Here is a 15,959-nt window from a genome sequence, read left to right on the forward strand (position 1 = left end):
TCACTGGTTCGCGCCGGTCACTTGCGCGAAGGCGGCCTGATTAATGGTGGTCCCGATGTCGGTCTGGAGCTTGTTGACGTAGGAGGCGACCTGCTCGTCGGTCCGCGCGCGGTCGATGCTGTCCTTCAGCTTCTTGACCGCATCGGAGGCCGCGTCGACCGGGGGATCGACGACGTCGGTGACACGGAAGACGATGACCTCGATGCCGCCGGTGACGGGCGCCTGTCCGACGCCGTCCTTGGCGGTGCGGAAGGCGGCCGCAACGATGTTCGCAGGCACGCCAGCCGGCGAGTCATCGCGCTTGAAGCCACTCGCGGTCTCGACCGTAGCACCGATCGCAGTGGCTTCATCGGCGAGCTTGCCGCCTTGTTCGAGCTTCTGCACCATCTCGGTCGCCTTGGTCTTGAGCTTGGCGGCGACCTGGTCCTGGCGCCAGCGTGCCTCGACCTGGTCGCGGACCTCATCGAGATTGCGGTCGCGCGAGGGGGTGATGGCGAGCACGTCATACCAGACATAGCCGCCCTTGAACGAGATCGGGTCATTGTCGACGCCGACATCGCTGTTGAAGGCCTGGGACACCACGTCGAGGCCCTGCGGGATGTTGGCGACAGGCTGGCCGTCCGGCGCGCGGCCGGAGCGGTCGACGGCGTCGACGGTCACGGCCGCAAGCCCGAGCTTCTGCGCCGCGTCGACGACGCTGGTGCCGGCGCCGCGCTCGTCCTCCATCTTGTCGCGGAGATCGGCGACCTTGGCGCGTGCGCGCTCGCCCGCGATCTGGCGCTTCACGTCGCCGGCAAATTTAGCGTAGTCAGCCTCGACACCCGGCTCGATCTTGTCGACCTTGACGATGGAGGTGCCGAGACGGCCCGGAATCGGCTGGCTGATCTCGCCCGCGGGCAGCGCGAAGGCGGCATCGCCGACGGCTGGATCAAGCGACGATTTGGTCACAAGCCCGAGGTCGACGTCGGAGGCGGTCAGTCCGCGCTCCTTGCCGAGATCCTCGAACGACATCCCGCCGACGAGACGCTCACGCGCGGCCTGTGCCTCAGCGGCGTTGGGGAAGACGATCTGGTGGATCTGGCGCTTCTCCGGCGTGCTGAGCATGTCCTTGCGCGTCTCGAAAAGCTTCTTCGCGTCGTCGTCGGTGACGTCGGTCCATTTGCCGATCTCCTCCGGCGAGATCACGACAAAAGCGATCTTGCGATATTCGGGCGCGCGGAACTGGACCTTGTGATCCTCGAAATAGGCCGCGAGCGCTTCGGGCGAGGGCGGGTCGATGGTGCCGGCCTGTGCCGCGTTGAGCCGGACGAACTCGATCGCGCGCTGCTCGTTCTGGAAGCGCGTCAGCACGTCGAGCATCGCCTTCGGCGGCTCGAGGCCGGCGCCGATCGTGCCGGTGATCTGCCGGCGCAGCGCCACCTTCCGTTGCTCGGCGACGTAACGCTGCTCGGTGTAACCGAAATTGCGGATCAGGCCCTGGAAGCGGTTCGCGTCGAATTTGCCGTCGACACTCTTGAAGTTCGGATCGTTCATGATGAGCTGGCGGATCTGCTCGTCGGACTGGCCGAGCCCGAGCTGGCGCGCGTTTTCGTCGAGGGCGGCTTCCGCGATCGTCTGCTGGAGCACCTGGCGGTCAAGACCGAAGGCGCGCGCTTGATCGGGCGTGAGCGGGCGGCCGAACTGGCGGCCGATCTGCTGGAGGCGGTCAGTGTAGATCTGGCGGAACTCGTTCAGCGAAATCTCGGTGCGGCCGACCTTGGCCACCGTGGACTGCCCGAAGCCGCGGAAAATGTCGGCGATGCCCCAAATGCCGAAGCTGATGATCAGCACGCCCATCACCACGGCCATAATGGTTTTGCCGACCCAGTTTGATGAGGCCTTGCGCATTCCTCGAAGCATTTGGTCCAACTTGTCTGGTAGGAAGGGGAACGGGAACGGGAGCGCGTCTTAATGCAGATTCCGCAAAAGCGCCTCACCAAATTGAAAGATCATCATAAAGTGGCGCCTTTCCCCCCGCAACCTCAGGTCAGGCCGGTGCGCGATCCCAGCGGTTAATGGCGCCTGGTCTCTGGAACTGCCGCAGCAGCTCTGCTAGCGCATGCACAAACCTCATTTTGCTGGACATTGACATGACCGACGCCATCCGACCGCTGATTGCCGGCAACTGGAAAATGAACGGCCTGAAGGGCTCGACTGCCGAATTCGACGCCATGCTTAATGGCGCAGCAGAGGTGATCGGTAAGGCCGACCTCTTGGTTTGCCCGCCGGCGACCCTGATCGCTGCGTTTGCCGACAAGGCGCGTGGCAAGGCGGTCGCCGTGGGGGCGCAGGATTGTCACCCCAAAGCGTCAGGCGCCCATACCGGCGATATCGCCGCTGAAATGCTGGCGGATGCCGGCGCGACCGCCATCATCGTCGGCCATTCCGAGCGCCGCGCCGATCATGGCGAGGGCGACGCCCTGGTCCGGCAGAAGGCGGAAGCGGTCTGGCGCGCAGGGCTGGTCGCGATCGTCTGCATCGGCGAGACCCAAAGCCAGCGCGATGCCGGCCGGACCCTGGATATCGTCCGCGGTCAGCTCGACGGCTCGCTACCGGACGGCTCGATCGCAGCCAATCTGGTCGTGGCCTATGAGCCGGTCTGGGCGATCGGCACGGGTCTCACCCCCACGGCTAAGGATGTTGAGCAGATTCATGGCTTTATCCGGGAGTTCCTGACCTCCCGGTTCAAGGCTGCGGGAGCGCAGATGCGCATCCTCTATGGCGGCTCGGTCAAGCCCTCGAATGCGGCGGAGCTGATGGCGGTCAGGAACGTCAACGGCGCCCTGGTCGGCGGCGCCAGCCTGAAGGCGGCCGATTTCCTTGCGATTGCCAGGGGCTGTCCCTAGCTAACGCGGGAACGTGATCGGGACCGATCGGGGGTGGCAATGCCGTTTCCGATCGTGTAACACCGCGCAACTTCAGGAAAACCCGCGAAGCGCGATCGGCCGCCGTCTCGGCGCTGTCGGCTTGTGACGGAAGGAACCTATGCAGACCGTTGTCATCGTCATCCACCTCATGATCGTCGCCGTGATGATCGGCGCCGTCCTGCTCCAGAAATCGGAAGGCGGCGGCCTCGGCATGGGCGGCGGCGCGGGCTTCATGTCGAGCCGCGGCACTGCGAACCTTTTGACGCGGACGACCGCGATCCTGGCCGCGGGCTTCTTCCTGACCAGCCTGTTCCTGTCCTGGTACGCCGGCTACAACCGTGCGCCCTCGTCGATCATCGGCACGCCGGCTTCGCAGACCCAGCCGGCCGGAGGCGCCCCGATCGCGCCGCCGACCTCGGGCGGCATCCTGGATTCGCTGAAGAAGGCCGACGAGCAGCAGCAGAACCAGGCGCCAGCCGGTCCGCAGGTGCCTCGCTCGCAATAAAGCAGGGGGGCCATGCAGGGCGGTGGCTTCCGTCCTGCATCAACAACCCCCATCAAGGCTCTGTCACCACTCTCAGTTTTGGCTCACCCACAGGCCCGCAGATTCTTTGGGGCGGAAGACGAATCGCTTTGGCGAATCGGATTCGAGGGATTAGAGGTTAGGTCCCATGGCGCGGTACATATTCATCACCGGCGGCGTGGTTTCTTCGCTCGGCAAGGGTCTGGCTTCAGCGGCACTCGGTGCCCTGTTGCAAGCGCGGGGCTACAAGGTCCGCCTTCGCAAGCTCGACCCCTATCTCAACCTCGATCCCGGAACGATGTCGCCGTATCAGCACGGCGAAGTGTTCGTGACCGATGACGGCGCGGAGACCGATCTCGATCTCGGTCACTACGAGCGCTTCACCGGCCGGCCTGCGACCAAGCAGGACAACATCACCACGGGGCGGATCTACCAGGACATCATCACCAAGGAGCGCCGCGGCGATTATCTTGGCGCGACCATCCAGGTGGTGCCGCACGTCACCAACGCCATCAAGGAATTCGTCCTCTCCGGCAACGACGATTACGATTTCGTGCTGGTCGAGATCGGCGGCACCGTCGGCGACATCGAGGGCTTGCCGTTCTTCGAGGCGATCCGCCAGCTCAAGAACGAGCTGCCGCGCGATCACGCGGTCTACATCCACCTGACGCTGCTGCCCTACATTCCGAGCGCCGGCGAGCTGAAGACGAAACCGACGCAGCACTCGGTGAAGGAGCTTCGTTCGATCGGCATCCAGCCGGACATCCTGCTCTGCCGCACCGACCGCGAGATCCCGAAGGAAGAGCGGCGCAAGCTCGGCCTGTTCTGCAACGTGCGCGAGAGCGCCGTGATCGAGGCGCGCGACGTCGACAACATCTATGCGGTGCCTGAGGCCTACCACGATGCGGGCCTCGACGACGAAGTGCTTGCCTCTTTCGGCATCGGCTCGCGGATTCCGCCGGCGCTGCAAAGCTGGCAGAAGATCAACGAGCGCGTCCGCAATCCGGAAGGCAACGTCACAATCGCCATCGTTGGCAAATATACCGGCATGAAGGATGCGTATAAGTCGCTGATCGAGGCGCTGTCGCATGGCGGCATCGCCAACAAGGTGAAGGTCAATCTCGACTGGATCGAGAGCGAGATCTTCGAGAAGGAAGATCCGGCGCCGTTCCTCGAGCACGTCAACGGCATTTTGGTGCCCGGCGGCTTCGGCCAGCGCGGCGCGGAAGGAAAGATCCGCGCGGCGCAGTTCGCGCGCGAGCGCGACGTGCCGTATTTCGGCATCTGCTTCGGCATGCAGATGGCGGTGATCGAAGCCGCGCGAAACCTCGTCGGCATCGAGGAGGCCAATTCCACCGAGTTCGGTCCGACCAAGGAGCCGCTGGTCGGCCTGATGACGGAATGGCTGCGCGGCAACGAGCTGGAGAAGCGCTCGCAGGCCGGCGATCTCGGCGGCACGATGCGGCTTGGCGCCTATCCCGCTGCGCTCAACCGCGGCAGCCGCGTCTCGCAGGTCTATGGCGGCGCGACCGAGATTTCCGAGCGCCACCGCCATCGCTATGAGGTCAACACCGCCTACAAGGACCGCCTCGAGCAGCACGGGTTGAAATTCTCCGGTCTGTCGCCCGACGGCGTGCTGCCGGAGATCGTCGAATACGAGGATCACCCCTGGTTTATCGGCGTCCAGTTCCACCCCGAGTTGAAGTCGCGGCCGTTCGAGCCGCATCCACTGTTCGCCTCGTTCATCCAGGCGGCGATGGTGCAGTCGCGGCTGGTGTAGAGGCGCTCGTTAAGGCGTCGCCGCGCGCGGCGCATCTTCGCCCTTCATCCGCGCCAGTTCGAGCCCCGCGGCGATATGCTCGGTGTAGACGATGACGCCGAGTTCGCGGGTCTTGTTGAAATAGGTCTCCGCGGCCTTCTTGTCGCCGGCGGCGAGATAATGCTCTCCGATATAGAAATATCCCTCGGCCAGCGCCATCTGGCGGTCGTCGCCTTTCTTGTCGTCCACCGTCTTGATGAGGTCATCGGGCGTCATCGCGCCTGCGAGCATGCCGAGCGCCGCGCGCGGCCACTCGCCGTGCAGCTCTGTGGTCGCTCGCTTGAGGAGATCGGCGGGCGCCGGCTTGCCAAGTCTGGCATAGGCGATGACGAGCCAGATGTCGCTATAGAGTCTGGTTTCCTTGTCGGCGAGCTCGCTTGCCTTGGTCAGGTCGGCAACCGCATCGTCCAGCCGGCCCGCGAACAGGCGCGACACGCCACGCCCGCGGAATGTCCCCGCCGTCGTGCCTCCGAGCGGGATTGCCTTTGAATAGTCTGCGATGCTCTTGTCGAACTGCCCGATGCGGAAATAGATCTCGGCACGGCAGGTCCAAGGCGAGTACGCATTGGACGCGAGGCGCACCCCGGCATTGGTGTCCTGGATGGCTTCGTCATAGCGATCGAGTTCCGCATAGCTCTGGCCGCGAAGGCAGTAGGCGTCCGCCAGATCGGCACCCGACAGCTTTCCGCCGTCGATCGTCTCGGTCGCCTTCTTGATGGTCTGCTCGCTCAGGCCCTGGAGCCGCTTTGTGAAGCTTGATTGATCCGAAGGATCGCCCGACTTGATCGCGAGCTTGCTCACGAACACGAGCCCTCCGACTGCCTTGGTGAAGGCCCGCACGTCATCGGCATAGGCCGTGTAATTGTCCGGCTCGACCGAGGCGCGAAGCGTGGTCAGATCCATCGATCGCTTGGCGATGTTGCCGCGAAACGATTCCGAGACCGTCGCGCTGAAATATTTGTTTTCGACAGTCTGGGCATGGGGATCGACGAAGTTGCTGACCGCTTCAGGGAAGGTGATTTCCAGGTCGTATTTGCCGTGGAAGGGATATCCGGGAATACGCATCGGCGTGGTCCGGTTCGCCGACGAGGACGTCGTCAGGATATCGATGAAATTGTCTGGCCTGAAATAGACCAGCCAGTTTCCATCGCGTTCGGCGGCGAGTTTCGGGACCTTGTAGGTCGCGCCGATCGTCAGGGTATTGTTGACGGGGTCATCGGCGATGGTGGGCTCGCCGATCATCCTGGCGCCGGGATAGCGGCGCTCCATCGCGTCACCAAACGTCCGCAGGATGCGATCGCGCGAGCTCAGCTCGAAAACGACGCGGATTCGTTCTGCCGACAGTCCCGTGAAGATCCGCTTGAGCTCGAGCTGGCCCTCGTCGCCGAGCTTGGGAAGCATGATGCGCTCGCCGATCGCGTCCTCGACGAGATCACCGCCGGCAGCCGGGATCGTGGTCAGGTCTGTCGTGCCCTGGCCGACCACCAACACCTGTGCGCCACTATGCGCCTGGCCCATCCGGCTCAGCACACCGTGCTGGCCGAGACGTGTCGGATCGAGAAAGTACGTCTGACCGTCGACCACCGCTCGCACGATCGCATGATCGAAGAATTGCGGGCTTGGCAGCGTCTTGTCGATGCCCTCGCGCCGCCCGATCTGGAGCAGCACCGGGCTGCTTTCGATCTCGAGTTCGCGCAACAGCGTGACCAGCAGGAACGACTTGTCCTTGCAGTCGCCGTATCGGCGCCGCAACACCTCGTCGGGCGCGGCGGGGCGGTGCGAGCTCTCGCCCAGCGAAACCGAGAAGTAGCGGATTTGCGACTGTACGAATTCCAGCGCGGACGTCACGCGTTCCTGGTCCGAGCCCAGCGTCCGGATTCGATTGACGGCGGCGCGAAGATCCTCGCCGATCGCGGGCTTGGCATCGAACAAGGTGTTTGCCCAGCCGGCGACTTCGTTCCAGCTTGCGAATTCCGAAAATTGCAGGAAGCGATAGCCGAAGAAGTCAGGGGCGGTCTGGGCCTCTCCGACAATCTCGGACAGATCTTTCTGGTTGAAGTCCAGGCGGCGCATGCCGTCTTGGACGCTCTCATTTGGAACGAGGGCCGGGGATGCGCGGTCGCCGACCATCCGCCACTGGATCGGCCGGCCGACCGGATGGTTCATCACCACCCTGCGATGAAGCGTGGGCAGGCTCTGGTCCCAGGCACTCAGGCCAAAATACTTGCCGCCGAAGACCGGGTTGTCGCCATAGGTCGAGTAAGCGATGTCGAGCGTGTCGCCGACGCGAAGGTCGTCGATCAGGATCGATGCCGTGACATATCCGCTGTAGACGCCATTCTCCAGGCCCTGCTCGCGCTGGAGGAAGCGAATGTTAGAGGTTTTAGTCCGGTCGAGCAGCTCCTGCGCCCGCTGGATCCTGACCCAGTGCAGCTGGACGCGCTCATATTCCGGCGCAAAGGGGATCGAGAAACGCCCGGCTGCGGTGAGCGAGGCCGCATCGTTGATGGCCATGGCGCGCCGGACGTAGGTCACTGGCGTCGGCCCGACGAGTGACTGGGTTTCCATCAGCCGGATCACCACGGGCTGCGGCTTCGTCACCTCGGGAAGCGGTGTCGGATCCACCCAGGCGGGGATCGGGTCGGCGAGGGTGAATGCGCTGCTCTCGACCTGCACTTCCTTCAACTGCTGGCCGGGGGCGGGCTGCGCGGAGATGTTGTGGGACGCCAACAGGCCGGCGAGCACCAGGCCCGCACGGAGAAACCTCGCAAGATACATGCATCACCTCTGCCGCTCAGAGGTTGTATAGATGATGCGGTGCGGCCGTTCAATGCGCGCGCCACCGAGCGCGCCGGCAGGCATGCGCAAATCGCCGCGCGGGGCATCGGAGCCAGCCCAAGACAGCGTCGGGGGCAGCGGCTATAACCGCCCGCGAACAATCGTGGGAGGAACCACAATGATCTACGAAATGCGCCAGTATCGTTGCGTGCCCGGCCGCTTGCCGGCGCTGTTGAAGCGCTTCGAGACGGTGACGCTGAAGCTGTGGGAGAAGCACGGCATTCGCCAGGCCGGGTTCTTCACCACGCTGATCGGCGAATCCAATCAGGAACTGACCTATTTCCTGGCCTGGGAATCGCTTGCCGAGCGCGAGGCGAAGTGGGTCAAGTTCATGACCGACCCGGACTGGATGAAAGCGCGCGCCGAGAGCGAAGCGGACGGCCAGATCGTCGCCAACATCGTCAGCCAGCTGCTGGCGCCGACCGCCTTCTCCTCGGTGAAATAGCCGCGATTTTGCGCGCAGGGCCCCTGCGCAACCCTGATATTCGAAGGCCAGGTATTCGAAGGACAGGGCCGAATGGGGTTGATCCCACCCATTCGGCCGCTATGGTCGCGCCGAAACAGGGGATTTTTGAGCCTTGAGCGCCAGTCATTCTGCAGCACCGGTTGTGTCGGTCGGGTCGGTCAGGTTCGGCAATGATCTGCCGATCTCGGTCATCGCAGGACCGTGCCAGCTCGAAAGCCGCCAGCACGCGCTCGAAGTGGCTTCCGCGCTGAAGGAGATCGCCGCGCGGCTGAAGATCGGCCTTGTCTACAAGACCTCGTTCGACAAGGCCAACCGTACCAGCGCCTCTGCTGCACGTGGCCTCGGGCTCGCGCAGTCGCTGCCGATCTTCGCCGAGATTCGTTCCTCGCTCGGTCTGCCCGTCCTGACCGACGTGCACGATGCCGCGCAGTGCGCCGACGTGGCGCAGGCGGTGGACGTGTTGCAGATCCCGGCCTTCCTGTGCCGGCAGACCGATCTGCTGCTGGCAGCGGCCGCGACCGGCAAGGTCCTCAACGTCAAGAAAGGCCAGTTCCTGGCACCCTGGGACATGGCGAACGTCGTCGCCAAGATCACCAGTGCGAACAACCCCAACGTGCTCGTCACCGAGCGCGGCGCCTCCTTCGGCTACAACACGCTGGTCTCCGACATGCGTTCGCTGCCGATTATGGCACGCACCACCGGCGCGCCCGTGATCTTCGATGCCACCCATTCGGTGCAGCAGCCGGGCGGGAAGGGGGCTTCGTCGGGCGGTGAGCGCGAATTCGTGCCGGTACTGGCGCGCGCCGCCGTCGCAGTCGGCGTTGCCGGCGTTTTCATCGAGACCCATCCCGATCCCGACCGCGCGCCCTCGGACGGTCCCAACATGGTACCGTTGCGCGAGTTCGAAGGATTGATCCGCATGCTGATGGCGTTCGACGCAATCGCCAAGGGCGCCGCGCGCTGATGCACCAGCCTGTGACCAGGCCGCCCGCCGATCAGACGTTTCCGCCCGCGATCAATATCATCGCGCTCGCCGGATTCTCCGCGGCCTTGTCGACGCGCGCGCTCGATCCCGTGCTGCCGCATATCGCGGAGGATTTTTCGATCAGCATCACCACGGCTGCGAGCATCGCGGCCGGCTTTGCCTTGATCTATGCGCTGGTGCAGCCGGCAATCGGCGCGGCCGCCGATCTGTTCGGCAAGGCGCGATTGATGACGCTGTGCCTGGCGCTACTGGGCGTCGCCTGCATCCTCGGCGCGCTCGCCACCTCCTTCTCAGCCCTGTTCGCGAGCCGCATCCTGGCCGGCATCGCCTCCGGCGGCGTGTTTCCGGTGGCGCTCGGTTTGACCTCCGACCTCGTTGCGCCCGCAAAGAGACAGGTCGCGATCGGGCGCACGATGGCGGGCTCGATGACGGGCAATCTGCTTGGTGCGTCGGCCTCCGGCATCATCGGCGATCTGATCGGCTGGCGCGGCGTGCTCGTGATCCTCGGCGCACTGGGCCTGATTGCGGCCGCAGCGGTGGCGGCAGGCTTTCGTGGGGCCGCGCTGACGGCGCCGCCGAAGACCAACTTTAAAACCTTGCGACAGGGCTACCGCACCATCTTCGCCAATCCCAACACGCGCTACTGCTATTCGGCCGTGTTCATCGAGGGCTGCTGCGTGCTCGGCCTGTTTCCTTTCATCGCATCCTTCCTGTTCGATCTCGGCGAGAGATCGCTGTCGATCGCGGGCATCGTGATTGCGGGTTTTGCGGTCGGCGGATTGTTCTACACGCTGACGGTCTCGCGGATGCTGCCGCGGCTTGGCGTCAAGGGCATGATGATCGCAGGCGCGAGCCTTGTGGGCTTGCAGCTTTGCGTGATCGCGTTCGGTCCCGGCTGGAAGCTGCAATTCGCCAGCATGCTGGTGATGGGCTGGGGCTTCTACATGATCCATGGCTGCTTGCAGGTGTTCGCGAGCGAGTTATCGATCGGGGCGCGTGCGACCGCGATGTCGCTGCATTCGTTTTTCTTCTTCATGGGGCAGACTGTCGGGCCGCTCGCCTACGGCCTCGGCCTCCAGCATGCCGGCAAGGTGCCGACCCTCGTCGCGAGTGCGGTGATCATGGTGGTTCTGGGCCTCGTCTGGGCCCGGCTGCTCAAGCAGCGGGCGCCGTCCGACGCAAGGGCGTGAGGGAAGTATCGAATTACCGGACTCCCGTAGTTTCCCGTGAAGAACGGTAGCGGAATCCCTTCAATGTTAAATCAAATCTCATCGTTCGGTTCGTAGAGTGCCGGCAGGCCGCCGCTTGCGGCGTCACTCCATCGGATCGCCAGATGCAAAAGCAACGTTCGGTCGCCCGCATTCTCGGGGCAGTGGTTGGTTCTCTCGGAATCGTGCTCGTCCTCATCTGCGCCTATGCGTTGAAGCTGGCGATGACACGCTACTCGGACAGTAACCGCATCGTCTCGCTCGCGGTCGCGAGCCGCGACCTGACCAACACGCTGGTGATCTTTCGCCTGGAGCGCGGCGACACGCTGAGCTATCTCGCGGCGGCCGCCCCCGCGCCCGACAGCGTCATGAGCAGTCTCGCCGAGCAGCGTGTCACCGTGCAGAAGAACTACGCGCAGGCCTTGCAGAGCCTCGCCTCGGTTGAAGCGCCTGGTCTCGCCGAAAAGCTCGACAAGCTCCGCGGCGTCTGGGCCCAGCTCGAGGAACTGCGGCCGCGCGCGGTTATCGCGCTGAAGCAGGAGAAGAGCGCGCGTGACGCGAACCTGCAGCCAGGCTGGGCCAAGATCAGCGACGCCTATATGGATGCGATCGGCGACATCACCGCCCATGTCGACAACGCGATGACGCTGGTCGACCCCGTGGTCGATCGTCTCCTGATCGCCAAGCAGGCGTCCTGGCAGGCCCGCGCCAATGCCGGCCAGACCATTCTGGTCCAGTTCTCCTCGATCCTCGCCAACAAGACCTGGACTGCGGCCGACGGCGTCGCCTTCGCCGATCTGCGCGGCCGCATCCAGCAGTCCTGGCTCGTGGTGCGTGACCTCCCACCGAGCGTGGCATCGCCCGAGCTGCTGCAGGCCATCCGTAACGCCGAGCCGGAAATCTCCGGCGCGCTCAGCGACGAGCGGAATGCGATTGCGACCAAGCTGCTCGCCGGTGAGCCCGCCGGCGTCGCCGGCATCGACTACCGCGATCGCCAGCTGGTCGGCGCCAACAATGTCGTCATCGTCACGCAGACCGCGCTCGCCAACATGATCGCGCGGGCCGAAGACGGTGCCGCGCGGGCAAAGATCAGCCTCGTCCTGTTCGGCTTGCTGGTGCCGGCCTCACTCGCGCTGACGATCGGCGGGCTGATGTTGATGCGCAACCGCGTCACCCGGCCGCTGACCGCGATCACCGGCGTCATGACCCGTTTCGCCGCGCATGATTTTGCCAGCGACGTGCCGGGCCTCGAGCGCAACGACGAGATCGGCCGCATGGCGTCGGCCTTGCAGGTGTTCAAGGAAGCCATGATCAGCGCCGAGCGTCTGTCCGGCGATCAGGCCGCCGAGCGTGCCGAGAAGGAGAAGCGTGCGTCCGAGCTCTCGGGCCTGGTCCACCAGTTCGAAAGCCGGATCAGCCAGATGGTCCAGACGCTCTCCAGCGCCTCAGGCGAGCTGGAGACGACGGCGCGCTCGATGTCGGGCACGGCGGCGGAGGCCCAGAGCCAGGCTGGTTCGGCCTCGACCCTCGCCGACCAGGTCGGTGGCGGCGTGCAGACGGTTGCGGCGGCAGCTGAGGAGCTCAACGCCTCGATCCGCGAGATCAACCGCCAGGTCGAGCAAGCGAGCCGCGCCACCGAACAGGCCGTTCTCACCGTCAAGGAGACCGACACCACCATGCGCGCGCTCGCCGACGGCGCTGACCGCATCGGCGAGGTCATCGGCCTCATCACCTCGATCGCCGGCCAGACCAATCTGCTGGCGCTGAACGCGACCATTGAGGCCGCGCGCGCCGGCGAATCCGGCCGCGGCTTTGCAGTCGTGGCGAGCGAGGTGAAGAACCTGGCCTCGCAGACGGCGAAGGCGACCGAAGAGATCAGCGCCCAGATCACCGAGATCCAGGGCGCGACGCAGAAGGCGGTCTCGGCCATCGACGGCATCGTCAAGACCATCGAGGAGGTCTCGACCATCAACCGCACCATTGCCGCCGCGATCGAGGAGCAGAACAAGGCCACCGCCGAGATCGCCAACACAGTTCAGCACACGGCGGAAGCGACCTCGACCGTGACGCGTAACATCGCCAGCGTCTCCTCGGCCGCCAACGAGACCGGCCGTGCGGCATCGGGCGTGCTGAAGGCGGCCGCCAATCTGGCGAGCCAGTCGGGCTCGCTGACGAGCGAGGTCGACGGCTTCATCAGCAAGGTGAGGGCGGTGGCGTAAGGAGCTCTGGCCCTTTGGGGACGGACAGCTACCCTGACCGAGGCGGAGTCCGTTGTCCTCGGGCAGCGCGACTGGGCGTGCGTCCTGCGGCTTTGACGGCTCCCGCATAAGGGACCGAGATATTCCCAGCCGAATCGACATTCTGGTTCGGCAACGAGACAAAGTTGCCGGAACGGGTGCCAGCCTCCGCCGGAATGAACAGGCCTCCGGCGGTGGACTCGAAGATTGTCACGGCCACCACATCACCGACACCGAATTTGATACTAGGCGGCGGTCGGGGAATGCCACAGAGAGAACGCCGGGTCCGTACTCCTTCAGCACGTCGAGTACCCCCGGAGTGAGCTTTACAAGTCCGTAATCCGGTCCCGCTTTTGTGGTCTGGCCTTTGATGACGTGATCCTCGGGTCCCGAACTGGACATGATCGAGCACCCAGCAATCGACGTGGCGCCTCTTTGCGCCTCGCGTCACCGTGCCACAGTCCGCTTTGGTATACATGGCACGCCGATTGCTTCGATTTTGGGCAAATCGAGGTGTGACATCGTGGACGCCCAGACCAGCCGTTCGCCCAGCGCAGTCAGCGCGACCCGATCGACCGGATATCCTACCAAGCCTCCGCTACGGCGCTTTCTGTCCGATTGCTACGCGGAATTCAGAGCCGACAAGTCCGGCGAGCTCGCCGACTACATTCCCGAGCTCAAGCGCGCCAATCCCGATCATTTTGGCATCGCGCTCGTCACCATCGACGGTCACGTCTACGAGGTCGGCGACAGCGAGGTAGCATTCACGATCCAGTCGGTCTCGAAGGCCTTCGTGTTTGCGCTGGCGCTCGAGATGGTCGGTGAGGAGCGGGTTGCGGCCACGATCGGCGTCGAGCCGAGCGGCGAGGCCTTCAACTCGATCCGGCTGACCAACGACAATCGGCCGTTCAATCCGATGGTCAATGCCGGCGCCATCGCCTGCTCGGGCCTGATCTACGAGGTCGAGGGGAAGGGGGCTTTCGAGCGTGTCCGTTCAAAGCTCAGCCAGTTCGCCGGCCGCGAGCTCAGCGTCGACGACGCCGTGCATGAATCGGAGACGGCGACCGGCAACCGCAACCGGGCGATTGCCTGGCTGCTGCGCAATTACGCCGTGCTGCCGGACGACGTCGATGCCGTGCTCGACGTCTATTTCCGCCAATGCGCGATCCTGGTCACCGCGCGCGACCTCGCGGTGATGGCGGCGACGCTCGCCAATCGCGGCATCAATCCGGTGACCGGCGCGCAGGTGATCACGCCGCACATCGTCGCCCGCACGTTGTCGGTGATGACGAGCTCGGGCATGTATGACTATGCCGGCGAATGGACCTACCGCGTCGGCATTCCCGCCAAGAGCGGTGTCGGTGGCGGTATCGTCGCCGCGCTACCATCGCAATTGGGACTCGGCACCTTCTCGCCGCTGCTCGACAACCATTTCAACAGCGTGCGCGGTTTGAAGGTCTGCGAGGCGCTCTCGGCGCGGTTCGACCTGCATATGCTCAACCGCAACGCCGATGTCCGCACCAGCATCATGGCGGACTACGACATCTACGGCATCTCCTCGCGTCGCAGCCGCCCGCCGCACGAGCAGCAGATCCTCGACGAGCGCCACAGCGACATCCGCATCATCGAGCTGGTCGGGGCAATGAATTTCGGCACCATCGACTACGTCACCCGACGGCTCGCCGGCGAGCCGCCGAATGCGCCGCTGCTGATTTTCGACTTCCGCCGCGTCCCCGACATCACCGCGGCCGGCGCGGAGCTGCTCGGCGAGACGCTGACCGCGCTCGCCAATGCCGGCGTCACTACGATCCTGTCAGGCCTCGAGGAGATCTCGGCTGTATGGACCGCCATTTCCGCGCGCACGGTCGAGCCGCGCCGGCTGCGCCGCTTTGCGCTGCTCGACGACGCCATTGAATGGGCCGAGGACCAGGTGATCTATCGTTCCGGCGGCTTCACCGATGTCAAGGAAAGCGCGCATCTCGGCGAGCAGGCGCTGCTTGCCGAGCTCGACGCAGACGAGATCGCCGCGATCGTGAAACTGTCGACCACACGCCACTACGCCGCCGGTCAGCGCATCATCGCCGCAGGCGAGCCCGCCAATTCGTTGTTCTTCCTCCAGAGCGGCATGGTCAGCGTGAAGCTGCGGAGCGGCGTCCGGCTCGCCTCGCTCGGTCCCGGCATGGAATTCGGCGAGATGGCGATCCTGGAGAGTAGCCGCAGCGCCGATGTCCTTGCCGACACGCCCGTGACCTGCCTCGAGCTGCCGCTTGACAGCTTTGCCGACTACCGCCGCCTGCATCCGGAAACGTCGCTCAAGATCATGCGCAACCTCGCCGCCATCCTGGCGCGGCGGCTGGTGCTGGCGAACGCCAAGGTGGATTTGCTGAGCGCATACTAACCCCGTCCGCGATAGGGCGCGACGCCTTGCTCGGGTACCCACAGGCCCTTCGGCACGCGGCCGGTCTGCCAGAACACGTCGATCGGGATGCCGCCGCGCGGATACCAATAGCCGCCGATGCGCAACCACTTCGGCTTGATCTCGGAGGCGATGCGTTTGCCGATCATCACGGTGCAGTCCTCGTGGAAGGCGCCGTGATTGCGGAAGCTCGCGATGTAGAGTTTCAACGATTTCGACTCCAGCAGCCACTGTCCGGGCGCGTAGTCGATCATCAGATGTGCGAAATCGGGCTGGCCGGTGACCGGGCAGAGCGAAGTGAATTCCGGCACGGTGAAGCGGACCAGATAATCGGTTCCGGCTTGCGGATTGGGCACGCGGTCGAGCTGGGCTTTTTCGGGTGCATCGGGCCATTCCACGGCGCGGCCGAGCTGAAGGGCGGATGAGTTCTTCGATTTGCTGGGCTTTTTCGACATGCCGCCCTCTTAGCCAAACATTCGGCGGCCGTCACCCGGCCTTTTCCGCTTCGATGCATTGCGGTAGAAGCACCGCCAACTGCCCCCTTTGTTCCCTGAAAAGAGG

13 protein-coding genes are annotated in these 15,959 nt (G+C 64.6%); 8 read left to right on the forward strand and 5 right to left on the reverse strand.

What is annotated here, in order from left to right:
* Nucleotides 1-1,899, reverse strand: coding sequence for a peptidylprolyl isomerase (locus tag IC761_RS17020; protein ID WP_195804330.1), 1,899 nt, complete (start codon nt 1,897-1,899; stop codon nt 1-3).
* Between the two features lie 230 nt (nt 1,900-2,129).
* Here IC761_RS17020 and tpiA point away from each other — a divergent pair, with 230 nt between their 5' ends.
* The 3 genes from tpiA (at nt 2,130) to pyrG (ending at nt 5,209) form a co-directional block, all read left to right on the forward strand.
* Entirely contained in the window at nt 2,130-2,885 is a 756-nt protein-coding gene (tpiA, locus tag IC761_RS17025) for a triose-phosphate isomerase (protein WP_195804331.1), read from the forward strand.
* A gap of 139 nt (nt 2,886-3,024) precedes the next feature.
* The gene (secG, locus tag IC761_RS17030) at nt 3,025-3,411 is read left to right on the forward strand and encodes a preprotein translocase subunit SecG (RefSeq protein WP_195804332.1); all 387 of its coding nucleotides are present in this window, start codon (nt 3,025-3,027) and stop codon (nt 3,409-3,411) included.
* A gap of 166 nt (nt 3,412-3,577) precedes the next feature.
* Nucleotides 3,578-5,209 (forward strand): CTP synthase, encoded by a 1,632-nt coding sequence (gene pyrG / locus IC761_RS17035; RefSeq protein WP_195804333.1) that lies wholly within the window; start codon nt 3,578-3,580, stop codon nt 5,207-5,209.
* 9 nt (nt 5,210-5,218) lie between these two features.
* Here pyrG and IC761_RS17040 read toward each other — a convergent pair whose 3' ends face one another.
* On the reverse strand, nt 5,219-8,026 hold the full coding sequence (locus tag IC761_RS17040; protein ID WP_195804334.1) for a DUF3857 domain-containing protein: 2,808 nt from the start codon (nt 8,024-8,026) through the stop codon (nt 5,219-5,221).
* A 178-nt stretch (nt 8,027-8,204) separates the two neighbouring features.
* On the opposite strand from IC761_RS17040, the gene IC761_RS17045 reads away from it, so the two are divergent.
* The 4 genes from IC761_RS17045 to IC761_RS17060 all read left to right on the forward strand — a co-directional run bounded on the left by IC761_RS17045 (nt 8,205) and on the right by IC761_RS17060 (nt 12,964).
* Nucleotides 8,205-8,531: an NIPSNAP family protein gene (locus tag IC761_RS17045; protein WP_195804335.1), complete on the forward strand. Its 327-nt coding sequence runs from the start codon at nt 8,205-8,207 to the stop codon at nt 8,529-8,531.
* Nucleotides 8,532-8,664: 133 nt separating this feature from the next.
* Nucleotides 8,665-9,516, forward strand: coding sequence for a 3-deoxy-8-phosphooctulonate synthase (gene kdsA / locus IC761_RS17050; protein ID WP_195804336.1), 852 nt, complete (start codon nt 8,665-8,667; stop codon nt 9,514-9,516).
* The gene (locus IC761_RS17055) at nt 9,516-10,727 is read left to right on the forward strand and encodes an MFS transporter (RefSeq protein ID WP_195804337.1); all 1,212 of its coding nucleotides are present in this window, start codon (nt 9,516-9,518) and stop codon (nt 10,725-10,727) included. The genes kdsA and IC761_RS17055 overlap by 1 nt, the downstream gene beginning before the upstream one ends.
* A gap of 143 nt (nt 10,728-10,870) precedes the next feature.
* Nucleotides 10,871-12,964, forward strand: a complete 2,094-nt coding sequence (locus IC761_RS17060; RefSeq protein ID WP_195804338.1) for a methyl-accepting chemotaxis protein — start codon at nt 10,871-10,873, stop codon at nt 12,962-12,964.
* A gap of 28 nt (nt 12,965-12,992) precedes the next feature.
* Here IC761_RS17060 and IC761_RS35865 read toward each other — a convergent pair whose 3' ends face one another.
* Together IC761_RS35865 and IC761_RS35870 are read right to left on the reverse strand one after the other, a co-directional pair.
* The gene (locus IC761_RS35865) at nt 12,993-13,205 is read right to left on the reverse strand and encodes a polysaccharide biosynthesis/export family protein (RefSeq protein ID WP_246791535.1); all 213 of its coding nucleotides are present in this window, start codon (nt 13,203-13,205) and stop codon (nt 12,993-12,995) included.
* Nucleotides 13,193-13,384: a hypothetical protein gene (locus IC761_RS35870; protein WP_246791536.1), complete on the reverse strand. Its 192-nt coding sequence runs from the start codon at nt 13,382-13,384 to the stop codon at nt 13,193-13,195. The genes IC761_RS35865 and IC761_RS35870 overlap by 13 nt, the downstream gene beginning before the upstream one ends.
* A 121-nt stretch (nt 13,385-13,505) precedes the next feature.
* Here IC761_RS35870 and glsA point away from each other — a divergent pair, with 121 nt between their 5' ends.
* Nucleotides 13,506-15,380, forward strand: a complete 1,875-nt coding sequence (gene glsA / locus IC761_RS17070; RefSeq protein ID WP_195804339.1) for a glutaminase A — start codon at nt 13,506-13,508, stop codon at nt 15,378-15,380.
* On the opposite strand, the gene queF is transcribed toward glsA, so the two are convergent.
* Nucleotides 15,377-15,853 (reverse strand): preQ(1) synthase, encoded by a 477-nt coding sequence (queF, locus tag IC761_RS17075; RefSeq protein ID WP_195804340.1) that lies wholly within the window; start codon nt 15,851-15,853, stop codon nt 15,377-15,379. The genes glsA and queF overlap by 4 nt on opposite strands.
* Nucleotides 15,854-15,959 lie beyond the last annotated feature (106 nt).

Source organism: Bradyrhizobium commune (genome assembly GCF_015624505.1).
Lineage (GTDB): Bacteria > Pseudomonadota > Alphaproteobacteria > Rhizobiales > Xanthobacteraceae > Bradyrhizobium > Bradyrhizobium commune.